Genomic DNA, 22974 nt, shown 5'->3' on the forward strand with positions numbered 1-22974 from the left:
CCGCTGTGTTTATAAGGTAAGAAGTTTAAAATATATTTTTCAATTTATTATAATCAATAAAATAAACGAGTCTTAAAGAAAACGTATGTCTTTGTGATTCCTCAAATAAGTTGTCTAGGTTTTTACTGAAATTTAAGTCTGCGTTTGTGTCTTCATTAAAAATAGCATTTCTGTAAAAAGCAATTAACTGACTTCCGGGAGCAAATTGCCAAATATAATTCAGGTCTAAATTCCAGCTATTAAAATTAACATTTTCGCTTGTATATGTTGAGTTAGAATCTAATCCTCCGTTTGTGTTAAGGTTAAAGTAATCATTATAATTAACAGCGCCCCAATAATGTCTAAAACTAAGTGATAAAGAAGAATTGGTGCTAAAACTATATTTACCTGCAATGGTGTTGGTATAGTTTTTTCGATCTCTTTTACCGAAGATAATATTGGTGTTTACTTTATCTACATAACCTAAATCGTTATTTTTTTTATTATAATTTAATTGGTATTGTAGTGAAAACTGATTTGTAAATCTGTAACGAGGCGCAATACTAAAGCCATAAGCCGCCTTATTGTAGTTATTATAAGCAGAGTAATAAAAATCTGCATTTACTTCTAGTTTTTTTTGTGAGTTGGTAGAAATCCATAAATTTATATTTTTTCTTTCTGGCTGCAGAAAATAAATGCCGCTTGTAGATCCTTGTCTCGGTTCAAAATAATCTTTTTCTTCTGCGTTATAATTTAAGTTTCCACCAAAAGTAAATCGATTTCTTGTTTGTGCACTAGCGCCAAAGCCAGTATTATAACCAGTATAAATTCCAGAAAAATGTTGAAAATTTACTTGGTTATAAAAGCTAAAATTATAATTGTTAAACCTTTTTGTTGGTTGCAAGGTTTTCCAGCCAGAGTTTCCGTAAATTGTTTGCTCATTGTTGCTAAAAAGAATCCCTAAATCATTCGGATTAAAATCTTTGTTTTCAAAATTATAACCCAACTCCCAGTTCCAGTGTCCAGAATTATATCCGAAGCTATTATCAAACGTATACCCGGTATTTGGGTTGTTTATATCATCAGAAATGTTGCTCATTTTAACAGAACCATCTGCATTGTATTTACTGTCTTTGGTTTCTATGTGCCAATCTAAAGCAGTTACATTTGCATCTCTAAATTTGCCGTCTCTTGTTACGTTTGTGTTGATTAATGTTACCGTAGAATTCTGATTAAACTGTTGGTCTAGTACCAAAATATTGTAGTTGGTAAAAGGATCTATCACTTCTTTTCTTGTGTCTCCAGTAGCATTATTTTTTATGGTTGCAGTTGTTTTTTCTGTAATGGCGTTAAAAAAACCAATTCCTAAACCGCTTTTTGTTCTTCCAGAAACTTTAATAGCATTTAACATGGTCACTTTACCAGGGTAATCTGTAATTTCTTCATCGGCAGATAAGGTGCTTTCTACATTAAATTGATCTATTGGAGAACTACCAATTCTTCTTGAATAAAAAAGATTTGCTTTGTTAAATAATTCTGTGCCTTCCGTAAAAAACTGTCTTTGCTCTGTAAATTGCTGCTCAAACGGACCTAAATTTAATTCAACATCATCAAAACCAACCTGACTAAAATCTGGAATTAAAGTAGCATCTAAGGTAAAATTTTCTGTTAAACCATATTTAATATCCATACCAACACTCCAATCATAATCTGTATGTCCTTCAAAAGTATTGGCAGTTGCAGATGCATACGGATAAAAATTTAATCTAGTTGGTGGTTTAATGTCTCTAAAATCTTCAATTAAACCATCATATTGTGTCCATCTTCCAACGGCATTGTTAATATGTGTCCATGTATGTTGGGTGTTTAATTTTTCTAACCTTCGGTGAAAATTAAAACCCCAAGATTGTACAGGTCTATTTGCAAAACGAAGTGCTCTGTAGGGAATTTTCATTTCTACATTCCAGCCTTTCTCTGTTATTTTTGCGGCACTTTGCCAAACAGCACTCCAATTAAAATCTTCATCTCCGTTAGAAACTTTAGCATCTCCTTGATTTCCGGTAGCTTGTACTAGAAATTGAAAGGGGTTTTGACCATCGTCATTAGGGTTTATGGTAACTAAAAAGAAATCTGCCTGACTAAAATTGTCTCTAGTTGTATATTCTTGCGGAATTCCTTCCGGATCAGGGTCGTTCATTTGGGCAGAAATATAGATAGCCTCATCATCATAAATAACCTTAACAATTGTTTGGTATTCTTTAGATACAAGCTTACCATTATCTGGTCTTAATGTAACAAAGTCTGTACATAATTCTGCATTTACCCAAGCTTTATCGTTTAAAATTCCATCTATTTTAGGAGCTTTATCTACTCTTGTCGTTTTTATTTTTTTTCGATTTTCTTTATACTGTGCAGACAAATTAGGAATTGCTAGTACTGTAATTAGTGAAAAAATGATTTTTTTAAACATATAATTTTTTGGTTGATTATGTGTATGTAAAACTACTATATGTATCCTTTTTTAGAATATCATAAAATAATGTTAACTACAAGAAAGACTACTTAAGGTTAAGAGTGTTACAATCTTTAAATGTTAAAGTTATCTTAAAGAAAATAGGTGTATTTCCATAAGATTTTTTTTTAATCAAAATTATGCACCTTTTTATATTTGAATTTGTATTTTTGAATCCGTTTTTAAACATTTACAGATGAACTTACACGAATATCAAGGAAAAGAAATATTAAACAGTTTTGGCGTTAGAATTCAACGTGGAATTGTTGCAAGTACTCCTGCTGAGGCAGTTGAAGCTGCAAAAAAACTGACAGAAGAAACAGGAACTGGTTGGCATGTAATTAAAGCACAAGTTCACGCAGGTGGTCGTGGTAAAGGTGGTGGAGTTAAATTGGCTAAAAACTTAGACGAAGTAAAAAGTATTTCTGATGATATTTTAGGGATGATGTTAGTTACTCCTCAAACTTCTGCAGAAGGAAAATTAGTAAATCAAGTTTTAATCTGTGAGGATGTATATTATCCTGGAGATGCTGAACCAGATGAATATTATATGTCTGTTTTATTAAACAGAGCAACTGGTAAAAATATGATTATGTATTCTACAGAAGGTGGAATGGATATTGAAACTGTTGCAGAGGAAACTCCGCATTTAATTTTTACAGAAGAAATAGATCCTTTATTAGGGATTATGCCTTTTCAAGCACGTAAAGTAGCTTTTAACTTAGGTTTATCTGGAGTTGCTTTTAAAGAAATGACAAAATTTGTTACTAATTTATACAACGCATATATTGGTTCAGATTCTGCTATGTTTGAAATTAACCCAGTATTAAAAACATCTGATTCTAAAATTATGGCAGTTGATGCTAAAGTTTCTTTAGATGAAAATGCATTATATAGACATAAAGATTATGCAGCAATGCGTGATTTACGTGAAGAAAACCCTATTGAAGTAGAAGCTAAAGCTGCAGGTTTAAACTATGTAGATTTAGACGGAAATGTTGGTTGTATGGTAAACGGAGCTGGTTTGGCAATGGGAACTATGGATTTAATTAAAGAATCTGGAGGAGAGCCTGCTAACTTTTTAGACGTTGGTGGTACTGCAGATGCTGCAAGAGTTGAAACTGCTTTTGGTATTATCTTAAAAGACCCAAATGTAAAAGCAATTTTAGTAAATATTTTTGGAGGTATTGTACGTTGTGACAGAGTTGCACAAGGTGTTGTAGATGCTTACAAAAGTATGGGAGACAAAATTACGGTGCCAATTATTTGTAGATTACAAGGTACAAATGCTGTTGAAGCAAAACAATTAATAGACAATTCTGGAATGGAAATTATTTCTGCTACAGAATTTCAAGAAGCTGCAGATAAAGTTGCTGAAGTTTTAGGAGCTTAATATTTAAAGTTTTATAAATATTTAAAACGCCTCATGCAAATGAGGTGTTTTTTTTATGCTTAAAAAATGTATCTTCATCCGATTATTTAAAATTAAAATATGAAAAAATTAGTACTTCTATTATTGTTACCAATTCAATTATTAGCACAAGGTGTACCAAATTCTGTAGTGTTTTGGGATGCTTTAACAACACATTGTGGTAAATCTTATGAAGGAAAAATTGTTGCAGGCGGAAAAGAAGGCGATGGTTTTACTGGTGAGAAGTTAGTAATGCATGTGCGTTCTTGTGAAGAAAATACCATTAGAATTCCTTTTTTTGTGGGTGATGATAAATCTAGAACCTGGGTTTTTACAATGGATAAAGATAATTTGATTCAGTTAAAACACGATCATAGGCACAAAGATGGATCAGAATATAAGATTACACAATATGGAGGTATGAGTTCTAATGTTGGATTAGCGAATCTTCAAGTTTTTCCTGCGGATAAACAAACTGCAGATTTAATTCCGGAAGCAGCAACTAATGTTTGGTGGGTAACTATTGATAAAACAAGTTTTACATATAGTCTAAGAAGAATTGGTTCTGAAAGATATTTTTCTGTAAAGTTTGATACCACAAAAGAAATTGAAACACCTTCTGCTCCTTGGGGTAGTGAAAACTAATCGTAATAGCAAAGAATATAAAGGTCTTTAAAAACGTCTCAAAGAAAATGAATTAAGTTCCATTTCTTTGAGACGTTTTTTTGATAAAAAGTGAAGTATATAATCCTTAATCCCAATGCATTCTTTGCAATCTAACAGCGTTTAAAATTGCTAATAAAGCAACACCTACATCAGCAAAGACAGCTTCCCACATGGTTGCTAATCCACTAGCGCCTAAAATCATTACAATTAATTTTACTCCAAATGCTAACGCAATGTTCTGCCATACAATTTGTCGTGTAGAACGCCCTATTTTTATCGCTTTAATTACTTTTGATGGTTGATCTGTCTGAATAATAATATCAGCAGTTTCAATGGCAACATCACTCCCTAAACCACCCATGGCTACACCAACATCACTTGCTGCTAAAACGGGTGCATCATTAATACCATCACCCATAAATGCAATTTTATTTGCAGGATTTTGCTTTAATAATTCTACTTCATGTAATTTGTCTTCTGGTACTAATCCGCCTTTGGCGATTTTAATTCCTAATTCTGATGCTACTTTTTGAGTAATAGAATCTTTATCACCAGAAAGCATTATAATGTTTTTAATACCAACTTTATGTAGGTTGATAATGGTTTGTTTTGCATCGTCTTTTAATTCATCTGCAATTACTACATAACCAGCAAAGACTCCGTCAATAGCAACTAAAACATTCGATTCTACAATGGTTTCAACTTCTTGCGGAACTTTAATTTTATGAGTAGTCATTAAAGCTTTATTGCCAACCAAAATATCTTTTCCATTAACGGTTCCTTTTAAACCTTTTCCTGCAATTTCCGAGACTTCAGTTGCTTTAAAATGTGGAGCATCTGCTTTATATTCTAAAATAGCTTTGGCAATTGGGTGTGTAGATTGTTCTTCTATGGCAAAAAGGTATTTCATAAATTCCTTTTCTTCCCAACCAATCGTTTTAATGTTTGTAATTTTAAAAACACCTTTCGTTACGGTTCCTGTTTTATCTAGAACCAACGTGTTTGTTTTGGCCATGGTATCTAGAAATGAAGCGCCTTTAAATAAGATTCCGTTTTTAGAAGCAGCTCCTAATCCGCCAAAATAGCCTAACGGAATAGAAATAACCAAAGCACAAGGACAAGAAATTACTAAGAAGATTAAGGCTTTATATAACCAATCTGTAAACACATAATTAGCTACAAAAAAGTAAGGTACAAATGTTATGGCAATCGCTAAATACACCACAATTGGCGTGTAAATTCGTGCGAATTTTCTGATAAACAATTCCGTTTTAGATTTACGAGCAGTCGCATTTTGTACCAAATCTAAGATTCTAGCAATAGAACTATCTTTAAATTCTTTGGTAACTTCAATTTCAATTACATTTTCTAAATTAATACTTCCTGCAAATACAGTATCACCTTTTGTAATGGTATTCGGTTTGGTTTCTCCTGATATCGCAGCGGTATTTAAAGATGCTTTTGTTGAGGTTAAAATACCATCTAACGGAATTTTCTCTCCTACTCGAACTTGAATTTTCTCTCCAATAGCAACTTCTTCTGGTGTTACGCTTTCTGTTTTTCCGTTTCTAAAAACATTGGCTTCTTTAGGACGGACATCTAACAATGCTTTGATATTCCCTTTTGCACTATTTACTGCGGCACTTTGAAACAATTCGCCAACGGCATAAAATAACATTACCGCAACTCCTTCTGGATATTCGCCAATAACAAATGCGCCAAAAGTTGCGATAGACATTAAGAAAAATTCAGTAAAAACAGCTCCTTTTTTAATGCTTTCCCATCCTTCTTTAACTACAGGAAGTCCTACGGGTAGATATGCAATTCCGTACCAAATAATTCTGAGCCAATCTTTAAAAAAAGAAATATCAAAATAATCGAAGGCAATACCAATCATCAGTATTGTAAAACTAACAATTGCCGGAATATAGGCTTTAAAACCACCTGGACCTCCATCGTGATTATGGCCATCATCATGATCATGGTGATGATGATGCTCTTTTTCTGAACTTGGTTTTATATCTCTTAAATTGAGTTGCTGTTTTTTCATTAGGTTTTTAATTATAAATCAAAGGTGCTATAAAATACAATGCAACGGAAGTGCATTATTGTCCGCTGCATTTATCACAAATACCTTTTACCACAAGGTTGATGTTTTCTGAAATAAAACCATCGGGTACTTTTATTTGTGGAATTTTATGATCTGTTAAGCAGACCGTTTCATTACAATGATTGCAATGAAAATGTAGGTGCAAATCTGTTTCAATTTTACAATTACAGCCTTGTTCACAAAGTGCATATTTTGTAATACCTGTTCCATCATCAATTTGATGTACAATGGACTTTTCTTCAAAAGTTTTAATGGTTCTGTATAATGTTGTGCGATCTGCTTTTTCAAAAGCATTTTCAATATCCGTTAAGGTAACAGCAACTTGCTTCTTTGCAAGAAACTTGTAAATAAGCAAGCGCATTGCCGTAACTCGTATATTGTTTGATTCTAAAAATTGTTCTATTGTTTGCATAATTAATGTGAATGTTCTGCGTCTCCTTTTTTCATTTCTGCAATAAGGTAATACGCATTGTTATAAGCAAATTTAGTGTTTATGTCTATTTTTGTTGGAAATGTTACCGCAATCCAATTTCCATCTTTTTGGCCAGGAATAACTTCTACAGGCTTAAAACTCCAAGCATCATTTTCTTTTTCTACAGTAAACACATAAAACCGCTCACCTTCTTTTGTAATTGCACTTTCAGGTAATGCTGTTGTTTCTGTATTTTGTACTTGAATTCTCCCTTTAATATACATTCCCGGAATTAAATGTCCTTCTTTGTTTTCTATTTCTGCGTGTATATGAACAGCTTTAGAATTCTCTTCTAAAGTTTTACCTACCGAGTAAATTTCAGCAGTCATATCTTGATCTGGCATTGACGTTAAGTTAAAAGTTATTTTTTGTCCTTTTTTAACTTTATACACATCTTTTTCAAAAACCATTAAATCTGCATGTACGTGATGTGTGTCTACAATTTCGAATAATTCTGTTTGTGGATCTACATATTGTCCCATTTTTACTTCAACTTTTTGTACAAAACCTTCAATAGGTGTACGTAATGCAATACGTTGAAAAATAGTGCCGTTTCTTACCGATGCAGTATTAATATTCAATAATTTTAATTGAGCTGCCATTCCGTTTACTAACGCTTTTGAAGCTTCATATTCTGCTGCTGCTTTCTGAAAATTTGCTCCAGAACCAACACCTGCTTTGTATAATTTATCTTGTCGGTCAAAACTTTTTTGCAAGAAATTACGATTGCTAAAAGCATTTAAGTATTCCGTTTGCATTTTAATAATATTCGGATGAGATAAATAGGCCACAACCTCACCTTTATGTACTTGGTCTCCTTCAATCACTTCAATAGAAACCACATTTGCACCTACAACGGTTGTAATTGCTGCTTCATTTTGTGGCGGAACTTCTAAGGTTCCATTTGCTTCTACATAACCGCTCATTTGCCTTAAAGCAATGATAGCTACTTTCATTTTTAAAGCTTCAAATTGTTGCGCAGAAAGCATCGCTTCTTCAAAATGTTCTTCTTCCTTTACTTCCGTTCTAACTTCTTTATCATCTGTATGTCCATCGCCTTTTTTATGTCCGCAAGAGGCTAATAAAGTAGAAAACAGAACTACGGTTAAGATGCTATATATTGTGTTTTTCATTTTCTTAATTTTTAAAATATTGTAATTCAAAAGTACTTTCTAGATAATTTGTTAATGCGTTTTGTGCCTCTAATTCAGATTGAATAGCCTCTTTTATTAGTTGTGTAAAAGCGGTATAATCTATTTCACCTTCTTTATATGCAAATAAAGCACCCGTTTTTTGTTCTTTTATTAGCGGTAAAACTTGTTCTTTATAAAATAACCAAGAGGATTTCCATTTTTGATAATTTTCTTTCGCTTGAAATAATTTAGATTGCACTTCTTTTTTCTGAAACGCTACATTTGCCTCAGCAATGGCTTTATCTATTTTAGCCGTTTTAATTTGTGCTTTCGTAGTTCCCGATAAAAACGGAATAGTTACACCTGCTTGATAGGTGTAAAACCCAGAATTTCCTCCAACTTTTTGTAAGCCACCTTGAAGATTTAATTTTGGTAAATTTGCTGCTTTTGCAACTTTATAATTAGCAGCTGCTTCTGCAACCTGTAATTGAGAAAGACCATATAAAGGATGCGATTCAGCGGTAATTGTCTTTAAATTGATGGTGTTTAAACCATCAAATTGATCAGAAACAGTGAAAAATTCATCAGAAACAAACCATAAATTAAACTGTTGTAGCGCAATAATATAAGTGCTATAGGCTTGTTCTGTTTTATTCTGAATTTGTAAACGTTGGTTTTTAGCCGCTAAATACTCTAATTTAGAAATAGTTTCTACTTCATAATTCAATGCTACCGATTTTTCAAAATTAACATAAATGGAATCTAATTCTTTGTATAATTTATAATTCCTTTTATTCTGAAATACTTTAGACCACGCTTTTTTAACTTCTAGTTCTAAATCTAATTCAGAAAGCTGAAATGCTTTTTCTGCCAATTGAATGCGTTGTTTTTGTAATTTTAATTTTGATGAAATTCCTAATACATCAATATTAGATTGCCCCAAACCTATGGAGGTATACACACCAGAATCATTACTGATTTCTTCTCCACTTGTATATATTTGAGTGGTTCCAAAATCGAACGCAGTACTTTTTAGTGATTGTTGTTTATCAATTTCTAACTGACGTTGTTTTAAACTCGGATAGTTTTCTTTTGATAATTGAACCGCATCTTCTATAGAAATAACTGGTAGTTTATCTGTAGATTCTTGTGCATTACCTGCAATTGGCAACAAGAGCATAAAAACGATAACAGCTGTAGTTGTTACGAGTTTTTTATTCATCTTAAAAGTTAATGTTTTGTTTTCTACCCAATGATATAAAATAGGTAAAACGAATAATGTTAATAGCGTAGAGGTCAATAACCCACCAATTACAACTGTTGCTAAAGGTCTTTGTACCTCTGCGCCTGCAGATGCGGAAATTGCCATTGGTAAAAAACCTAAAACATCTGTAAAGGCCGTTAACATTATGGGTCTAATACGTCTTTTTGTACCTTCTATAATTCGGTCTTTTAAATTAGTAACACCTTCTTCTTTTAGTTCATTTAATCCGCTAATCATTACCAATCCGTTAAGAACAGCAACACCAAAGAGCACAATAAAACCAACGCCTGCCGAAATACTAAAAGGCATATCTCTAAGCCATAATGCTACCACACCGCCAATGGTTGCCATAGGTATTGCGATGTAAATTATTAAGGTTTGTGGTAATGATTTTAAGGCAAAATAAATCAATACAAAAATAAGTAACAACGCTATCGGAACAACAGTTTGCAAACGATTACTAGCACGTTCTAAGTTTTCGAAAGCACCGCCATAGCGGATAAAATAACCAGCTGGCAATTTTAATTTTGCATCTAATTTTACTTTAATTTCTTCTACTAAAGATTTTACATCACGTCCTCTAACATTAATACCAACATAGGTTCTTCTATTGGTGTTGTCTCTACTTATTTGCATTGGACCCGATTTATAACTCACATCGGCAACTTCACGAAGCGGAATTTGTACACCAGAAGGCAAGTTGATAAATAAGTTTTGTACGTCTGAGATGTCTTTTCTATTTTCAGAATTTAAACGGACTACTAGATCAAAACGTTTTTCACCTTCAAAAATAATACCTGCATTTCCTCCTGCAAATGCAGATTGCACAATCTTATTCAGACTGTTTATTTGCAAGCCGTATTGCGCTAACTTACTTCTGTTATACGTAATAGTTATTTGTGGTAAACCAGTGGTTGCTTCCGCTTTCATATCACCAATGCCTTCTGTTCCTGCAATAATTTTAGTAATTTCTTCGGCTTTTTGAGAAAGGATATCAATGTCTTCGCCATAAATTTTTATGGCAATGTCTTCACGGACTCCTTCTAATAACTCATTAAAACGCATTTCCATAGGTTGTGTAAATTCGTAATTTACCCCAGGAATCATTTCAATAGCCTTTTTCATTTTATCAATCAACTCATCTTTAGAAGTTACCGTTGTCCATTGATCTTTAGGTTTTAGAATTACAAAAACATCAGCAATATCCATTGGCATTGGGTCGGTAGGTATTTCTGCAACACCAATACGACTCACAACTTTTTCTACTTCAGGAAACTTGGCTTTTACAATTTGCTCAATTTTTGTAGTCGTTTCAATGGTTTCTGTTAGTGAACTTCCTGGTTTTAAAATGGCATGAAAAGCAATATCACCTTCATCTAATTGTGGAATAAATTCGCCACCCATTTTTGTAAACATAAATACTGTAATTCCGAATAAAACTACGGAGACACCAATAATCAATTTCCCTTTTTTTAAGGCTTTTTCTAATAAAGGTTGATACTTGCGTTCTGCCCAATGCACAAAACGATCTCCGTACGATTTTTTATCAGATTTTGGAGCTCTTAAAATTAAGGCAGAAATCATTGGTACATAGGTTAAACATAATAACATAGCACCAATCATAGCGAAGATGAAAGTCAATGCCATTGGTTTAAACATTTTTCCTTCAATACCTTCTAGTGCAAGAATTGGTAGAAAAACTATTAGAATAATAAGCTGACCAAAAAAGGCAGCATTCATCATCTTTTTAGAAGATTTAGAAGCAATTCCGTTACGTTCTTCTTGAGATAATTTTTTCTTTTTAAGTACTTGTGATGTTATTAAGAAAACGGTGCTTTCTACAATAATTACAGCACCATCAACAATAATTCCGAAATCGATAGCACCCAAACTCATTAAGTTTGCCCAAACGCCAAAAACGTGCATTAGTATAAAAGCAAATAATAAAGACAACGGAATTGTGGAGGCAACAATTAAGCCACCGCGCCAGTTTCCTAATAAGAAAATCAGCACAAAAATGACTATTAAAGCCCCTTCCACTAAATTTCCGGAAACGGTAGAAATGGTTTCGCCAATTAATTTACTTCTATCTAATAACGGTTCTATAACAACGCCTTCTGGTAACGACTTTTCTATTTCAGTCATTCTTAACTTTACGGCTTCTATAACTTCGTTAGAGTTTGCACCTTTAAGCATCATTACCAAACCACCAACAACTTCGCCCTCTCCGTCTTGGGTTAATGCGCCATAACGAATGGCTGCTCCATATTGAACGGTTGCAATATCACCAATAGTAATTGGAATATTATTGGTGTTTTTTATAACAATTTGTCTAATATCTTCTAAATTTCTAGCCAATCCTTCTCCACGAATAAAGTTTGCTTGATGATTTTTTTCGATATAAGCACCTCCAGTATTTTGATTATTAGCTTCCAAAGCTTCAAAAACATCGGTAATGGTTAATCCAATTGCTTTTAATTCATTCGGATCTACGGCAACTTCATATTGCTTAATTTTTCCGCCTATGGCGTTAACTTCAACAACACCTTTTACCATGGCCATTTGACGTTGTACAATCCAATCTTGCATAGTTCGCAAATCGGTAATTGAGTATTTGTCTTTAAATGCGGGCTTAACTTTTAAGGTATACTGATAAATTTCTCCTAGACCAGAAGAGATGGGGCCCATAGATGGTTCTCCAAATCCTTCGGGAATTTGAGCTTTAATATCGTTCAGTTTTTCTGCGACTAATTGACGTGGTAAATACGTGCCCATAGCGTCATCAAAAACAACAGTAACTACGGATAAACCAAAACGAGAAATAGAACGAATTTCTTGAACATTTGGTAGGTTACTCATAGCAACTTCTACCGGATAGGTTATTATTTGCTCAATATCTTCGGTACCTAAATTAGGTGCTTGGGTAATTACTTGTACTTGGTTGTTGGTAATATCGGGTACGGCATCAATAGGTACTTTGGTCATGCTCCAAATACCTGCCACAACAATGGTAAGCGTGAGCAAACCAATAATAAATTTATTATTGATTGAAAAATCAATGATTTTATTAATCATAAAAAAAGGTTTAATTCAGTGAGATTTCTCGATACAATTCAATTAGAATTGTTCGAAATTAAATGAGCTAAATGCTCAAGTTTGGATATAAGTATCCTCTAAAAAACTGAATTATGCTATTGGAGGCTGTAAAATAGAAGAAGTATAATTTTTCTCTGAGCCGTTTAAAAAGAAAAAATCTTGTGTAGAAATCTCAGAAACCTTATTTTTTATAAATGTTACTTGAAGATCTGTAGCATTTACATGACAACATTGGCAAATGCAAAAAGGAGAGCACAAGTCTGTGCCTTCATGCTGATGATCGTCTGTTATCTGTGACGTTTTAGTTTTAACAATATCATTAGGCACCACAAAATCTGCACAAGGTGTTAAGTTGAGCGCAAAAATATAAATGGCTAATAAAAATGTTAAAAATTTCATTGATGCAAATATAAGAACTTATTGTTGCAATGGTATTGCAAATAGATGATTGAATTTAATCTGCCTTAGATTTATATAATGCCTAAATATTTTTTAATTTTATGATAGAATAAAAGGTTGTTTTTTATAAAAATGGTTACTATTTATTCTTCGGATATATTTTCACGATAACTCATTCCGTTTTTATCAAATGCGTCACAAACTTCTTTTAAACTGTGGTCATTATCTAATAAAATAACAAGCGTATCGTTTGCTTCAATAACAGTTGCGCCTCCAGGGCGTACAAATTTACCATCTCTTTTTATCATACTAATAAATGCACAGGTTGGAAAGTGTAAATCTACAATCCGTTTATTAACAGCGGTACTATCTGCAGGAATTTCTAATTCTTTCATAGCAGATTTAGGTAAATTTAAAATATAGCGTTCATTCTCTGCAAAAGGTTTTGTCTTTTCTGGTAAGGCAACATTTAACCATTTAGAAAAAAGAGATAATGTGGTACCTTGTATTAATACAGAGGTTACGGAGATAAAAAATACAATATTAAAAATAACATTTGCCTTATCTATTCCCGCTAAAAGCGGATAGGTTGCAAACACAATAGGCACAGCGCCACGTAAACCAACCCAAGAAATATACAAACGCCTGCGAAGTTTCATTTTAAAAAACAGTAAACTGATAAAAACACTTACAGGTCTGGCAACTAAAATTAAAAAGATAGAAATTAACATTCCAACGCCCATATAAGGGATTATTTCTGAAGGAAAAACAAGCAAACCTAAGGTAAGGAATAATACAATTTGCATAAGCCAAGCCATACCATCAAACATTTTTAAAATGGTAGATTTATGTATTAAATCTTGGTTTCCTAAATAAACAGCACAAATATAAATTGCTAAAAACCCGTTTCCACCAACAGCATCTGTAGCCGAAAAAGTAATAAACATAAGGGCAATTACTAAAACAGGATACAATCCTTCAAAGTCTAGTTTAATTTTATTAATGATAATCTTACTTAACTTACCAAAACCAAAACCCGCAATTCCACCAAAAATCATTTGCTGAAAAAACATTGGAATTATAGAAGTAATACTTAAATCTTGGTTGATTACTAAAGTTAAAAAAGCCAATGTTAGCACATAGGCCATAGGATCATTACTTCCGCTTTCTAGTTCTAAGGTTTGTCTTAAATTGTTTTTTAAAGCTAAATTTTTAGATCTTAAAATAGAAAAAACAGCTGCAGCATCTGTAGAGGATACAATGGAACCTAACAACAAACTTTCATAGATTGTAAAATCTGTAACATACCAAACAAAAGTACCTAAGGTAAGTGCAGTAAGTAAAACCCCTACGGTAGATAAAACAAACCCTTCTTTAAGAATTGGTTTTATCGCTTTAAAATTGGTGTCTAAACCACCAGAAAACAAGATGAAGTTTAGAGAAACAACACCTATAAATTGTGCCATTTTAGGATCGTCAAAACGAATACCTCCAATACCTTCTGAACCCGCCATCATACCTATTGCTAAGAAAAGGATTAAAGTTGGTACTCCAAATTTATAAGAAGTTTTACCAACAATAATACTTATAAAAAGTAATATAGAGCCAACTAATAATATGTTCTCAATGGTTAAATTCATTATTTTAAGATCTTAAATGCGTAAAAGCAAATTTAGTTTTTTAGATATTAAATTACTGAAAATAATTACGCTTTTAAATAATATTTTTTACGCAACCAAAAAGAAACTCTCACCAAAAGTATTAAAGCAGGTACTTCAACCAATGGACCAATGACACCTGCAAATGCTTGTCCGGAATTTAGACCAAAAACAGCAATTGCAACTGCTATTGCTAATTCAAAATTATTACCCGCTGCTGTAAATGCAACGGCAGCTGTTTTGTCATATTCTGCTCCTGTTGCTTTAGTAACAAAAAAGCCGATGATGAACATAATAGTAAAATAGACTAAAAGTGGCACCGCAATAATTAAAACATCCATTGGTATTTCTACAATTAATTCTCCTTTTAAAGAAAACATTACCACAATTGTAAATAACAATGCAATTAATGTCATTGGCGAAATAGTAGGAATAAATTTATTTGTGTACCAATCTTCTCCTTTTAATTTAACTAAAATAAGTCGACTTAAAATTCCCAATACAAACGGAATTCCTAAATAAATAGCCACACTCTCTGCAATGGTTGCAACTGAAATATCTACAATTGCACCTTCAAAACCAAAATAGGGTGGAAGCACCGTGATAAATAGCCACGCATAAAAACTGTATGCAAAGACTTGAAAGATACTGTTTAAAGCGACTAATCCTGCTCCGTATTCAGCACTTCCTTCTGCTAAATCATTCCAAACTAAAACCATGGCAATACAACGCGCCAAACCAATTAAAATAAGTCCGACCATATATTCTGGGTAGTCGCGTAAAAAAGTAATCGCCAAAAAGAACATTAAAACAGGACCAACAATCCAGTTTAAAATTAGTGAAATGGATAAGATTTTGGTGTTCTTAAAAACCTTAGGTAAAAGTGTGTAGTTTACTTTCGCCAAAGGCGGATACATCATTAATATCAATCCGATGGCAATAGGAATATTTGTGGTTCCGCTGCTAAATGAATTGATAATATTTGGAAAAGTAGGAATAAAATACCCTAAACTCACTCCAATTGCCATGGCAACAAATATCCATAAGGTTAAATAACTATCTAGAAAACTTAATTTTTTTGAAGCCATTTTTATAAATTTACTTGTGAGAAAACGTAAAATAATTCCGTTGCAATTTGCAAGCTTCTTTCTTGGTATTTTTCTGCCTGTTGAGGTGTGTTGTCAAATGCCTTTGGATCTTCAAAAGTAATTGGAATGCGTTTTTCTGCACCAGCAATAACCGGACAACCACCATCTGCGTTTGAGCAGGTCATAATTGCAGCGAACTCAGACTTCGGATTAAAATCATCATCTAACTTTTTAGAAAACCCAATTATAGGGTGCGCATTCTCTCCGTATTTTATACTGTAAATAGGGTTTTTACCCTCTGAAATTGTTTTAATCTGAAAACCTTGATTTTTCAACGTTTCAGCAGCTATTGGAAAAAGAGCAGTAGCTTCTGTTCCGCCAGAATAACAAAATACATTTTTAACGTTAAAATAGCTAGCCATTGCTTGTGCCCAAACTTGTGATAAATGACTTCTTCTAGAATTGTGGGTACAAATAAAGTTGATTCTAATTTCTTGTTGATTAGAAACTTTAGTTTGAATAAAATCTGCTAACGGTTGTAAAACAGTTTTACGTTCTTCTGTAATCGAGGCAAAGTTTAAACCTTTAATTACCTTTTCTATTTCTGAAAATAGGGTGGTTTGTGTTGAGATCATTTTTTCTAAAAGTTGATTTTTTTATATTTTTGGTAAGCTTGTTAAGTTCTTTTTAAAACAATTGCAGTGTCGTTTATTCTGCGTAAATCTGTGAAATCTGTGGGGTAATATTGGATAGATTAATATTATTTCCCGCAGATTGCGCAGATTTTTTTGAGTATTATAATTAAAATTAATAGAACTTCATGTTCTATTTAGCAACAACCGCCTCCAGGTGTACAAGTGTTTGCAACTGGTATGTCTGAAAATTGTAATTTTGTTTTTTCTTCCGGAATTCCGCAATTATCTTTTGCTAAACAATCTGTTTGTTTAGAAGTCAATAAGAAGTTTGTTCCATCAAAATCTAATCCGAATTTACCAATGGTTTCTGCTTGGTATTCTACTTCAATTTCTAAATTTCCGATGCCTAAAACCTTTTCAGAAAGTTCTATAATGTTTAATAGTTTTTCTGGATGCAATCTGTGGTTATAGTCATCTGCGTTCCAAAGTTGAAAGTTTACTACTTCTTCGTTTCTAACGGTTCCTCCACAATCAATAAAATTTTTGGTAATTTTTCCAACTTCTGTAACATGAAAATGATTGGGTACTAATTCTCCGTTTGGTAATTGAAAACCAATTGTTTTTAAAGCTTTTAATGCTACTTTTACTTCTGATAGTTTCATATTGTTATATTTGTTTATTGCAATTTTGCGATTAATATTTATAAATTTTTTTAACAGCAATCTGTTTTTTGAGATACATCTTGATCTAAAAACTCTGACATCACTGTTTTCATTGCTGTCCAGTTTTCTTTGTGAATACAGTAACAAACGCGAGTTCCTTCTACGTTTCCTTTTATCAACCCTAAATGTTTCAATTCTTTTAAATGTTGAGAAATTGTTGGTTGCGCCAATCCTATTTCACTTACTAAATCTCCACATACACAAGAATCAATTTTAAACAAATGTTGTAAAATAGTAACTCTTGCTGGATGACCAAAAACTTTTGCAAACAAGGCAATTTCATTTTGTTGATCGGTAAACATTTCAGTTTTTGCTAATCCCATTTTGTTTCTTTATTTATTCATTGCAATATTACGATAAATAATTTAGTTAAGAAATATTCTTTTTGAATTTTATATAAGAAGGTATTAGCATTATTTTATTTTTACTGTTTGTGTATCTGAAAAAGTAAGTTCTTTATGAAACTAAACTTAATTTAGTTTTTAAATATTGATTATAACCTTCTTAAAGAAAGTACTATTTAGGTTTTTATTAAAACCAAAATAGTATCATTTCGAGATAAGGAGAAACCTGATATTAGGTAACTTTATGTGATTTCTCCCTATGGTTGAAAATCTAAACATTGGGGGCATTTTATTTGATATTTTTAACCTCTAATATCTGAAGGTTTTTATCAATTATTTAATATTTTACAAATCCAAATTTACCAAGGTTCTTCCTTTTAATTTTCCTTGTAACATTAAAGCAATCTTTTCGTTTAATTCTTGTAGAGATATTTCTGCAGAAGCTTCGGTTAAACGATCATTTTTCCATTCGTTCGCTAATTTGTTCCATATTTTTTCTCTGTAGGTCATTGGGTAATTTTGAGAATCAATACCAATTAAAGTAACACCTCTTAAAATAAAAGGGAACACGGTTAACTCAAGTTTTGGTGAAGCTACATTTCCACAACAAGTTACAACACCCATTAGATTGGTAGATTTTATAATATTTTCAAGAATTTCGCCTCCTACGGTATCAATTCCTCCAGCAAAGAGTGGTTTTAAAAGTGGTTTTTTAGCCATTTCTTCAAAATCTTTTCGCATTATAATTTCATCAGCTCCAAGATTCTTTAAAAAGTCAATTTCAGATTCTTTACCTGTAATTGCCACTGTTTTATAGCCCATTTTTTTTAAGATAGCAATACTTGTAGATCCAACGCCGCCTGTAGCACCAGAAACAACGATAGCGCCATCTGTGGGTTTTACCATTTCGCTTAATCTAAATACAGACATTCCTGCAGTTAATCCTGCTGTTCCAATCGTCATTGCTTCTTTCATAGAAAGATTTTCTGGTAACTTCACTACCCAATCTGCGGGCACCTTAACGTATTCTGCAAAGCCTCCGTCTGTATTCATTCCTAAATCGTAACTAGTGACAATAACATTGTCCGATTCTTTAAATTTAGTAGATTCTGAAGAAACTACTGTTCCGGCAGCATCAATTCCTGGGGTGTGCGGATAATTTCTAGTTACACCTTTATTTCCAATGCTAGACAACGCGTCTTTATAGTTTAAAGAACTGTAGTGTACTTTTATTAAGACTTCGCCTTGTTCTAATGGTGTAAAGGAAATTTCTTTAACAGAGGAAATATAGTCTCCATCTTTTTCTTCTACTCTAAAAGCTTTGTAATTCGATTGCGTATCCATAGTGCTATTTTGTGTATTATTCTTATTTTTACATCAAAGTTCGCTTAAATTAAACTGATAAACAAGAACTTACAAATTGTACCCTAACGAACATTTTGTGCTGTTTTGTCTGTTTATAAAGCGTGTAAGCCGAAAAAAAATGAAAAAAAGTTATTGCCCTATAGATACTTTTATAAATACCATTAAAGGAAAAAGAAAAGGCACCATTATTTTACATCTTTTTCAGGGTGATAAACGGTATAGTGAATTGGTTCGGCTTATGCCGGATATTAGCGAACGCATGATGTCTAAACAGTTAAAAGAGTTAGAGCATGATGGTTTAGTTATTAGAACGGTTTTTCCGGAAGTTCCGCCTAGAGTAGAATATAGCCTAACACAATTAGGAATCAATATTCGTCCTGTTTTAAAAGGAATGTATAAAGGTGGTTTGCTGTTTGAAAAAAGTATAGATTAGCTTTGAAGTGATGTCTAATTAATTGTTTATTGTTTATCAGTTTTTTATTTATGAAGTATTTATTTGGCGTTACTATGGTTTGGGCTTTTTCGTTTAGCTTAATAGGTGTCTATCTTTCTGGGTATGTAGATGCATGGTTTTCTGTATTGATGCGTATTGGTATCGCAACAATGTTATTTTTACCTTTTTTAAGGTTGAAGAAAATTAAAGCGGACATAATTTTAAAACTAATCGGAATTGGTTCGGTTCAATTAGGTTTAATGTATTGTTTTTACTTTCAGTCATTTCAATTTCTTACGGTGCCAGAAGTGTTGCTTTTTAGTGTGCTGACACCAATTTACATTACTTTATTAAATGACATTTTAAGCAAGCGATTTCATAAAAGACACCTGCTTACTGCTTTAATTGCTGTTTTAGGAGCAGCTTATATTCAGTATTCAAGTATTAGTGAAAACGTATTTTTAGGTTTTATGATTACGCAAGGTGCCAACCTTTGTTTTGCTGTTGGTCAAGTTGCTTATAAGTATTTATTAAAATCGGCACCTGAATTAGAAAATACGCCAAAACATACTATTTTTGGGTTGTTCTTTATTGGTGCGTTTTTAGTAGCGCTCATTGCTTTTTTTATTTTTGGTTCAACAGAAAAGTTACCAACTACATCCGTTCAGTGGGGAGTACTAATATATCTGGGCGCTGTGGCTTCTGGCCTTGGTTATTATTTTTGGAACAAAGGTGCTGTTATGGTAAATACAGGCTCGTTAGCGATTATGAATAATGCGTTAGTTCCAATAGGCTTAATTGTCAACCTTGTTATTTGGAATAAAGAAGCAGATATTCAAAAGATTTTAATTGGTGGAAGTCTTATTTTCGCTTCTCTTGCACTTAATGAGTACCTTAATAAAAGAAATAGCTCTAAATCCTCGATAATTAAAAGTATAAAGACTGATTAAGATTCTCTTTTCTATATTTCGTTTAAATTACAATTTTGATATATTTTTAGCCACCTAGCTAACTATTAGTTGCTATTTTTTTTATACTTATGCAATATATCTAAAGGAATGTGACAATACGAATGGTCATTAGGGTGCAAGGTTAATCTATGTTGATGTTCTGCATCACTTGGGATAAAATTTGTTAAAGGAAGGACTTCAATTGCTATTTTTTTGATGATTTTATTTTTGAGATTTAATGTCTCTTCTACTTTCTGAATGTAATTTTTTGCCTTTAATAGATGATTTTGATGATTGCTGTAAATACCTGTGCGGTATTTCTCGCCGATATCGTTTCCTTGTTGGTTGATGCTATAAGGATCTATGATTTCTAATAAATGATGTATTAAATCTTCAATTGAAATAACCTTAGTATCAAAGATGGTTTTAACACATTCAGCAAAACCATCATAGGGTGTTTTGGTAGATTTGGTAATGCCATTAGCTCTTCCAGCTTGGGTTTCAAGTATACCAGGGATGTATTTTAAGAACTCTTGTACTCCCCAAAGGCAACCACCTGCAATGTATATTGTTTCTTTTGATATTTTTTGGTCTTTTGATTGTTCTTTTTTTGTCAAAACTCTACAAGTTTTATTTAAAATAGCAATAGTTTAGTGACTAAGGTAAACCTTAAGTTTTTGTCAATGATGTTTATGTTTTTTTTAACAAAGTACAGATGGTTTTCCTGAATCTTTGGAGTTTTTTTTAGAAACTATTCAAAAATAACTTACCAGAGTTGTCTTTATCATCTAGTCTTAGACAGATATCTTTATCTTCAATCATATTAGGCATATCTTTCGGTAAATCAGAATCTATTAAAGTGACTATATATTGTAAATCGTATTCTTCACAAAACTCTTTTATTAGTTTGATATATCTAATCTTAATTCTATCGTCTAAACCTTCTAATACTCCATCGTGATATACAAATTTATAGAATGATTTGTCAGAATAGTTAACTAATAGAGACAAGTCAAATGCAACACAAAGTAATTTTTTATATGTTGTGCCTTGTGATTCAGAAGTTTCTAATAAATCCGTTTTATTTTGATAATCAGCATTAAATTCAATATTTCCTTGATTATTTAATTTTAATGAAATTAAAGCATTTGTATCTAAGATTTCTTTAATAATTGAGTTGAAAATTCTATTGATATTCGAGTGTTTCCTTTCAGTTAAAGATTCTTTTAATGCTGAAATTTTATCATTGATTGTTTCTTTTTTGTGTTTTATATCATTTTCTAAGATTAAAGTCCTATCAATAACTTTTAATTTATCTTTAATACGTTCAATTTCAACTTCAATACCAATTGTTTTTTTCTGATATTCCTTAAACTTAAAGTAACTATCCTTCTCTGTCAAAAAAGACAATAAATCTGTTTTTTGAGATTCAATTTCCTTTATACTTTTATTTAAAACTGTATAATCAAGTTTTAATATTTCTAAAGTTTCAGAAAGGTACTTTTTACGTTCTGTTGTTAAAGATTTTTGAAAGTTAATTAAATCATCATACTCCTTTTTTAACTGCTTAGGATAGTACAAATTCACATCCTCAAAAAGACTATTAATCTGTTTATCGTCAATATCATTATTTATTTCTGATAATGAAGATTCTATTTTATTAATTTCATATGATATTCTATATCTATCAGTATTAAATGCTTGAATTTTTGTATCTATTTCTTCAACAAGATGCTTGTTTGTTTTAATATCTTCTTTAAAGAAGTTGAATTTATCTATTTGATTTTTAATTTCTAAAAGTTCAATTTTTTTAATCTCTAAAAGTCCTTCTAATCTATCTTTTTCAGAAGTATCTATTTGTGCTTCTAGTTTTAAGGTCTTTATTCTTTTATTTAATACATCTATTTCTTCTTCAGTTTCTAATTTTGATAAAATTAAACCACCTTTAAATCCTAGTAAATCAAAAACAAAAGGTTTCCAGTCTTTATGTTTTCCTCTAAATTTGTTTAATTTAAAAACATCTAAATAGTCTTGTTGACTTCTTAGAAAGTAAGTAATTGATTTCCTATAATCCCAATTTGGTAAAATATTAAAATTTAAATATTCATTTAATCTCTTTTTTGCTTTATTAAATGTTAATTCTTCATCCCAATCAATATCCAGTTTAAAACTATCTAGTTTATAATCGTTTAATTTAAAAAATATTTTTGTAGCTGTGTTTATCGAACGTTTAACAATTAAATATTTTCCGTTATTTAATTTTAATTCTCCGTAAAATTCTTGACCGATAAAAAGGTTATTACCTAATAATTTGTCTGTGTTTTTATTATAGCTTGATAGGAGTAAAAAATCAATAACTCTAATTAAGGAAGTTTTACCTAAATTATGGGTATCATCTTTCTTATCACTTTCAATAAACGCTACAATAGCATTGAATTTTTCATTAAATTCAATATTCTTAAAACTTTTATTAGAATAGATTTTACTAATCTTCATTATTATCGTTGATTAACGTAATTGCGTCAATGTTTTTTAAGTATTCAATTTTTCCTATTGCAAATAAAAAAGTTAAAGAAAAATCAATATTATTTTTTGCTTTTACTCCAAGTTCGCTAACTAACATTGCTTTCAAATCTTCATATTTGATTAGTGTTTCATTTTTAAGAAAGCCCAAAACTTTACCTGCAATATAAATTACAGAATATTTAATGTTCGTATGTTTTGTTGGTGTTAGCAT

General features: G+C 31.7%; 19 protein-coding genes. 4 read left to right on the plus strand and 15 right to left on the minus strand.

All coding sequences use genetic code 11. The features are described 5' to 3' along the window. Positions 1-25: 25 nt before the first annotated feature. The gene (locus GQS58_RS03705; protein WP_166382971.1) at positions 26-2449 is read right to left on the minus strand and encodes a DUF5916 domain-containing protein; all 2424 of its coding nucleotides are present in this window, start codon (positions 2447-2449) and stop codon (positions 26-28) included. A 238-nt stretch (positions 2450-2687) separates the two neighbouring features. Here GQS58_RS03705 and sucC point away from each other — a divergent pair, with 238 nt between their 5' ends. Beyond that, a complete protein-coding gene (sucC, locus tag GQS58_RS03710) occupies positions 2688-3884 on the plus strand; it encodes an ADP-forming succinate--CoA ligase subunit beta (RefSeq protein ID WP_166382973.1) in 1197 nt (398 codons plus the stop codon). Between the two features lie 99 nt (positions 3885-3983). Next, entirely contained in the window at positions 3984-4547 is a 564-nt protein-coding gene (locus GQS58_RS03715; RefSeq protein ID WP_166382975.1) for a hypothetical protein, read from the plus strand. Positions 4548-4653: 106 nt separating this feature from the next. On the opposite strand, the gene GQS58_RS03720 is transcribed toward GQS58_RS03715, so the two are convergent. The 11 genes from GQS58_RS03720 to GQS58_RS03770 form a co-directional block, all read right to left on the minus strand. Next, positions 4654-6618, minus strand: a complete 1965-nt coding sequence (locus GQS58_RS03720) for a heavy metal translocating P-type ATPase (protein ID WP_166382977.1) — start codon at positions 6616-6618, stop codon at positions 4654-4656. A gap of 55 nt (positions 6619-6673) precedes the next feature. Then, a complete protein-coding gene (locus tag GQS58_RS03725; protein ID WP_166382979.1) occupies positions 6674-7090 on the minus strand; it encodes a Fur family transcriptional regulator in 417 nt (138 codons plus the stop codon). A 2-nt stretch (positions 7091-7092) separates the two neighbouring features. Then, a complete protein-coding gene (locus GQS58_RS03730; protein WP_166382981.1) occupies positions 7093-8283 on the minus strand; it encodes an efflux RND transporter periplasmic adaptor subunit in 1191 nt (396 codons plus the stop codon). 4 nt (positions 8284-8287) lie between these two features. Further along, positions 8288-12622: a CusA/CzcA family heavy metal efflux RND transporter gene (locus GQS58_RS03735; RefSeq protein WP_166382983.1), complete on the minus strand. Its 4335-nt coding sequence runs from the start codon at positions 12620-12622 to the stop codon at positions 8288-8290. A gap of 111 nt (positions 12623-12733) precedes the next feature. Further along, a complete protein-coding gene (locus GQS58_RS03740; protein WP_166382985.1) occupies positions 12734-13042 on the minus strand; it encodes a DUF6660 family protein in 309 nt (102 codons plus the stop codon). Between the two features lie 143 nt (positions 13043-13185). Beyond that, complete coding sequence (locus tag GQS58_RS03745; protein ID WP_166382987.1) at positions 13186-14682, minus strand: potassium/proton antiporter; 1497 nt, start codon at positions 14680-14682, stop codon at positions 13186-13188. Positions 14683-14747: 65 nt separating this feature from the next. Continuing rightward, a complete protein-coding gene (gene arsB, locus GQS58_RS03750; protein WP_166382989.1) occupies positions 14748-15788 on the minus strand; it encodes an ACR3 family arsenite efflux transporter in 1041 nt (346 codons plus the stop codon). 2 nt (positions 15789-15790) lie between these two features. Then, the gene (locus tag GQS58_RS03755; RefSeq protein WP_166382991.1) at positions 15791-16423 is read right to left on the minus strand and encodes a low molecular weight phosphatase family protein; all 633 of its coding nucleotides are present in this window, start codon (positions 16421-16423) and stop codon (positions 15791-15793) included. A gap of 194 nt (positions 16424-16617) precedes the next feature. After that, on the minus strand, positions 16618-17085 hold the full coding sequence (locus GQS58_RS03760; protein WP_166382993.1) for a DUF6428 family protein: 468 nt from the start codon (positions 17083-17085) through the stop codon (positions 16618-16620). Positions 17086-17135: 50 nt separating this feature from the next. Next, complete coding sequence (locus GQS58_RS03765) at positions 17136-17468, minus strand: ArsR/SmtB family transcription factor (RefSeq protein WP_166382995.1); 333 nt, start codon at positions 17466-17468, stop codon at positions 17136-17138. Between the two features lie 366 nt (positions 17469-17834). Then, complete coding sequence (locus GQS58_RS03770) at positions 17835-18833, minus strand: YhdH/YhfP family quinone oxidoreductase (RefSeq protein ID WP_166382997.1); 999 nt, start codon at positions 18831-18833, stop codon at positions 17835-17837. Positions 18834-18972: 139 nt separating this feature from the next. Between GQS58_RS03770 and GQS58_RS03775 the strand changes: the two genes are divergently transcribed. After that, entirely contained in the window at positions 18973-19287 is a 315-nt protein-coding gene (locus tag GQS58_RS03775; RefSeq protein WP_166382999.1) for a winged helix-turn-helix transcriptional regulator, read from the plus strand. Between the two features lie 50 nt (positions 19288-19337). Further along, entirely contained in the window at positions 19338-20237 is a 900-nt protein-coding gene (locus GQS58_RS03780) for an EamA family transporter (protein WP_166383001.1), read from the plus strand. A 65-nt stretch (positions 20238-20302) separates the two neighbouring features. Here GQS58_RS03780 and GQS58_RS03785 read toward each other — a convergent pair whose 3' ends face one another. From GQS58_RS03785 to GQS58_RS03795, 3 genes are all read right to left on the minus strand, one after another. Continuing rightward, on the minus strand, positions 20303-20854 hold the full coding sequence (locus GQS58_RS03785; protein WP_166383003.1) for a peptide-methionine (S)-S-oxide reductase: 552 nt from the start codon (positions 20852-20854) through the stop codon (positions 20303-20305). A gap of 127 nt (positions 20855-20981) precedes the next feature. Further along, positions 20982-22733, minus strand: a complete 1752-nt coding sequence (locus GQS58_RS03790) for a DUF2326 domain-containing protein (RefSeq protein WP_166383004.1) — start codon at positions 22731-22733, stop codon at positions 20982-20984. After that, positions 22723-22974: an ABC-three component system middle component 8 gene (locus tag GQS58_RS03795; RefSeq protein WP_166383006.1), complete on the minus strand. Its 252-nt coding sequence runs from the start codon at positions 22972-22974 to the stop codon at positions 22723-22725. The genes GQS58_RS03790 and GQS58_RS03795 overlap by 11 nt, the downstream gene beginning before the upstream one ends.

The organism is Polaribacter sp. 11A2H (genome assembly GCF_011379025.1).
GTDB lineage: Bacteria > Bacteroidota > Bacteroidia > Flavobacteriales > Flavobacteriaceae > Polaribacter.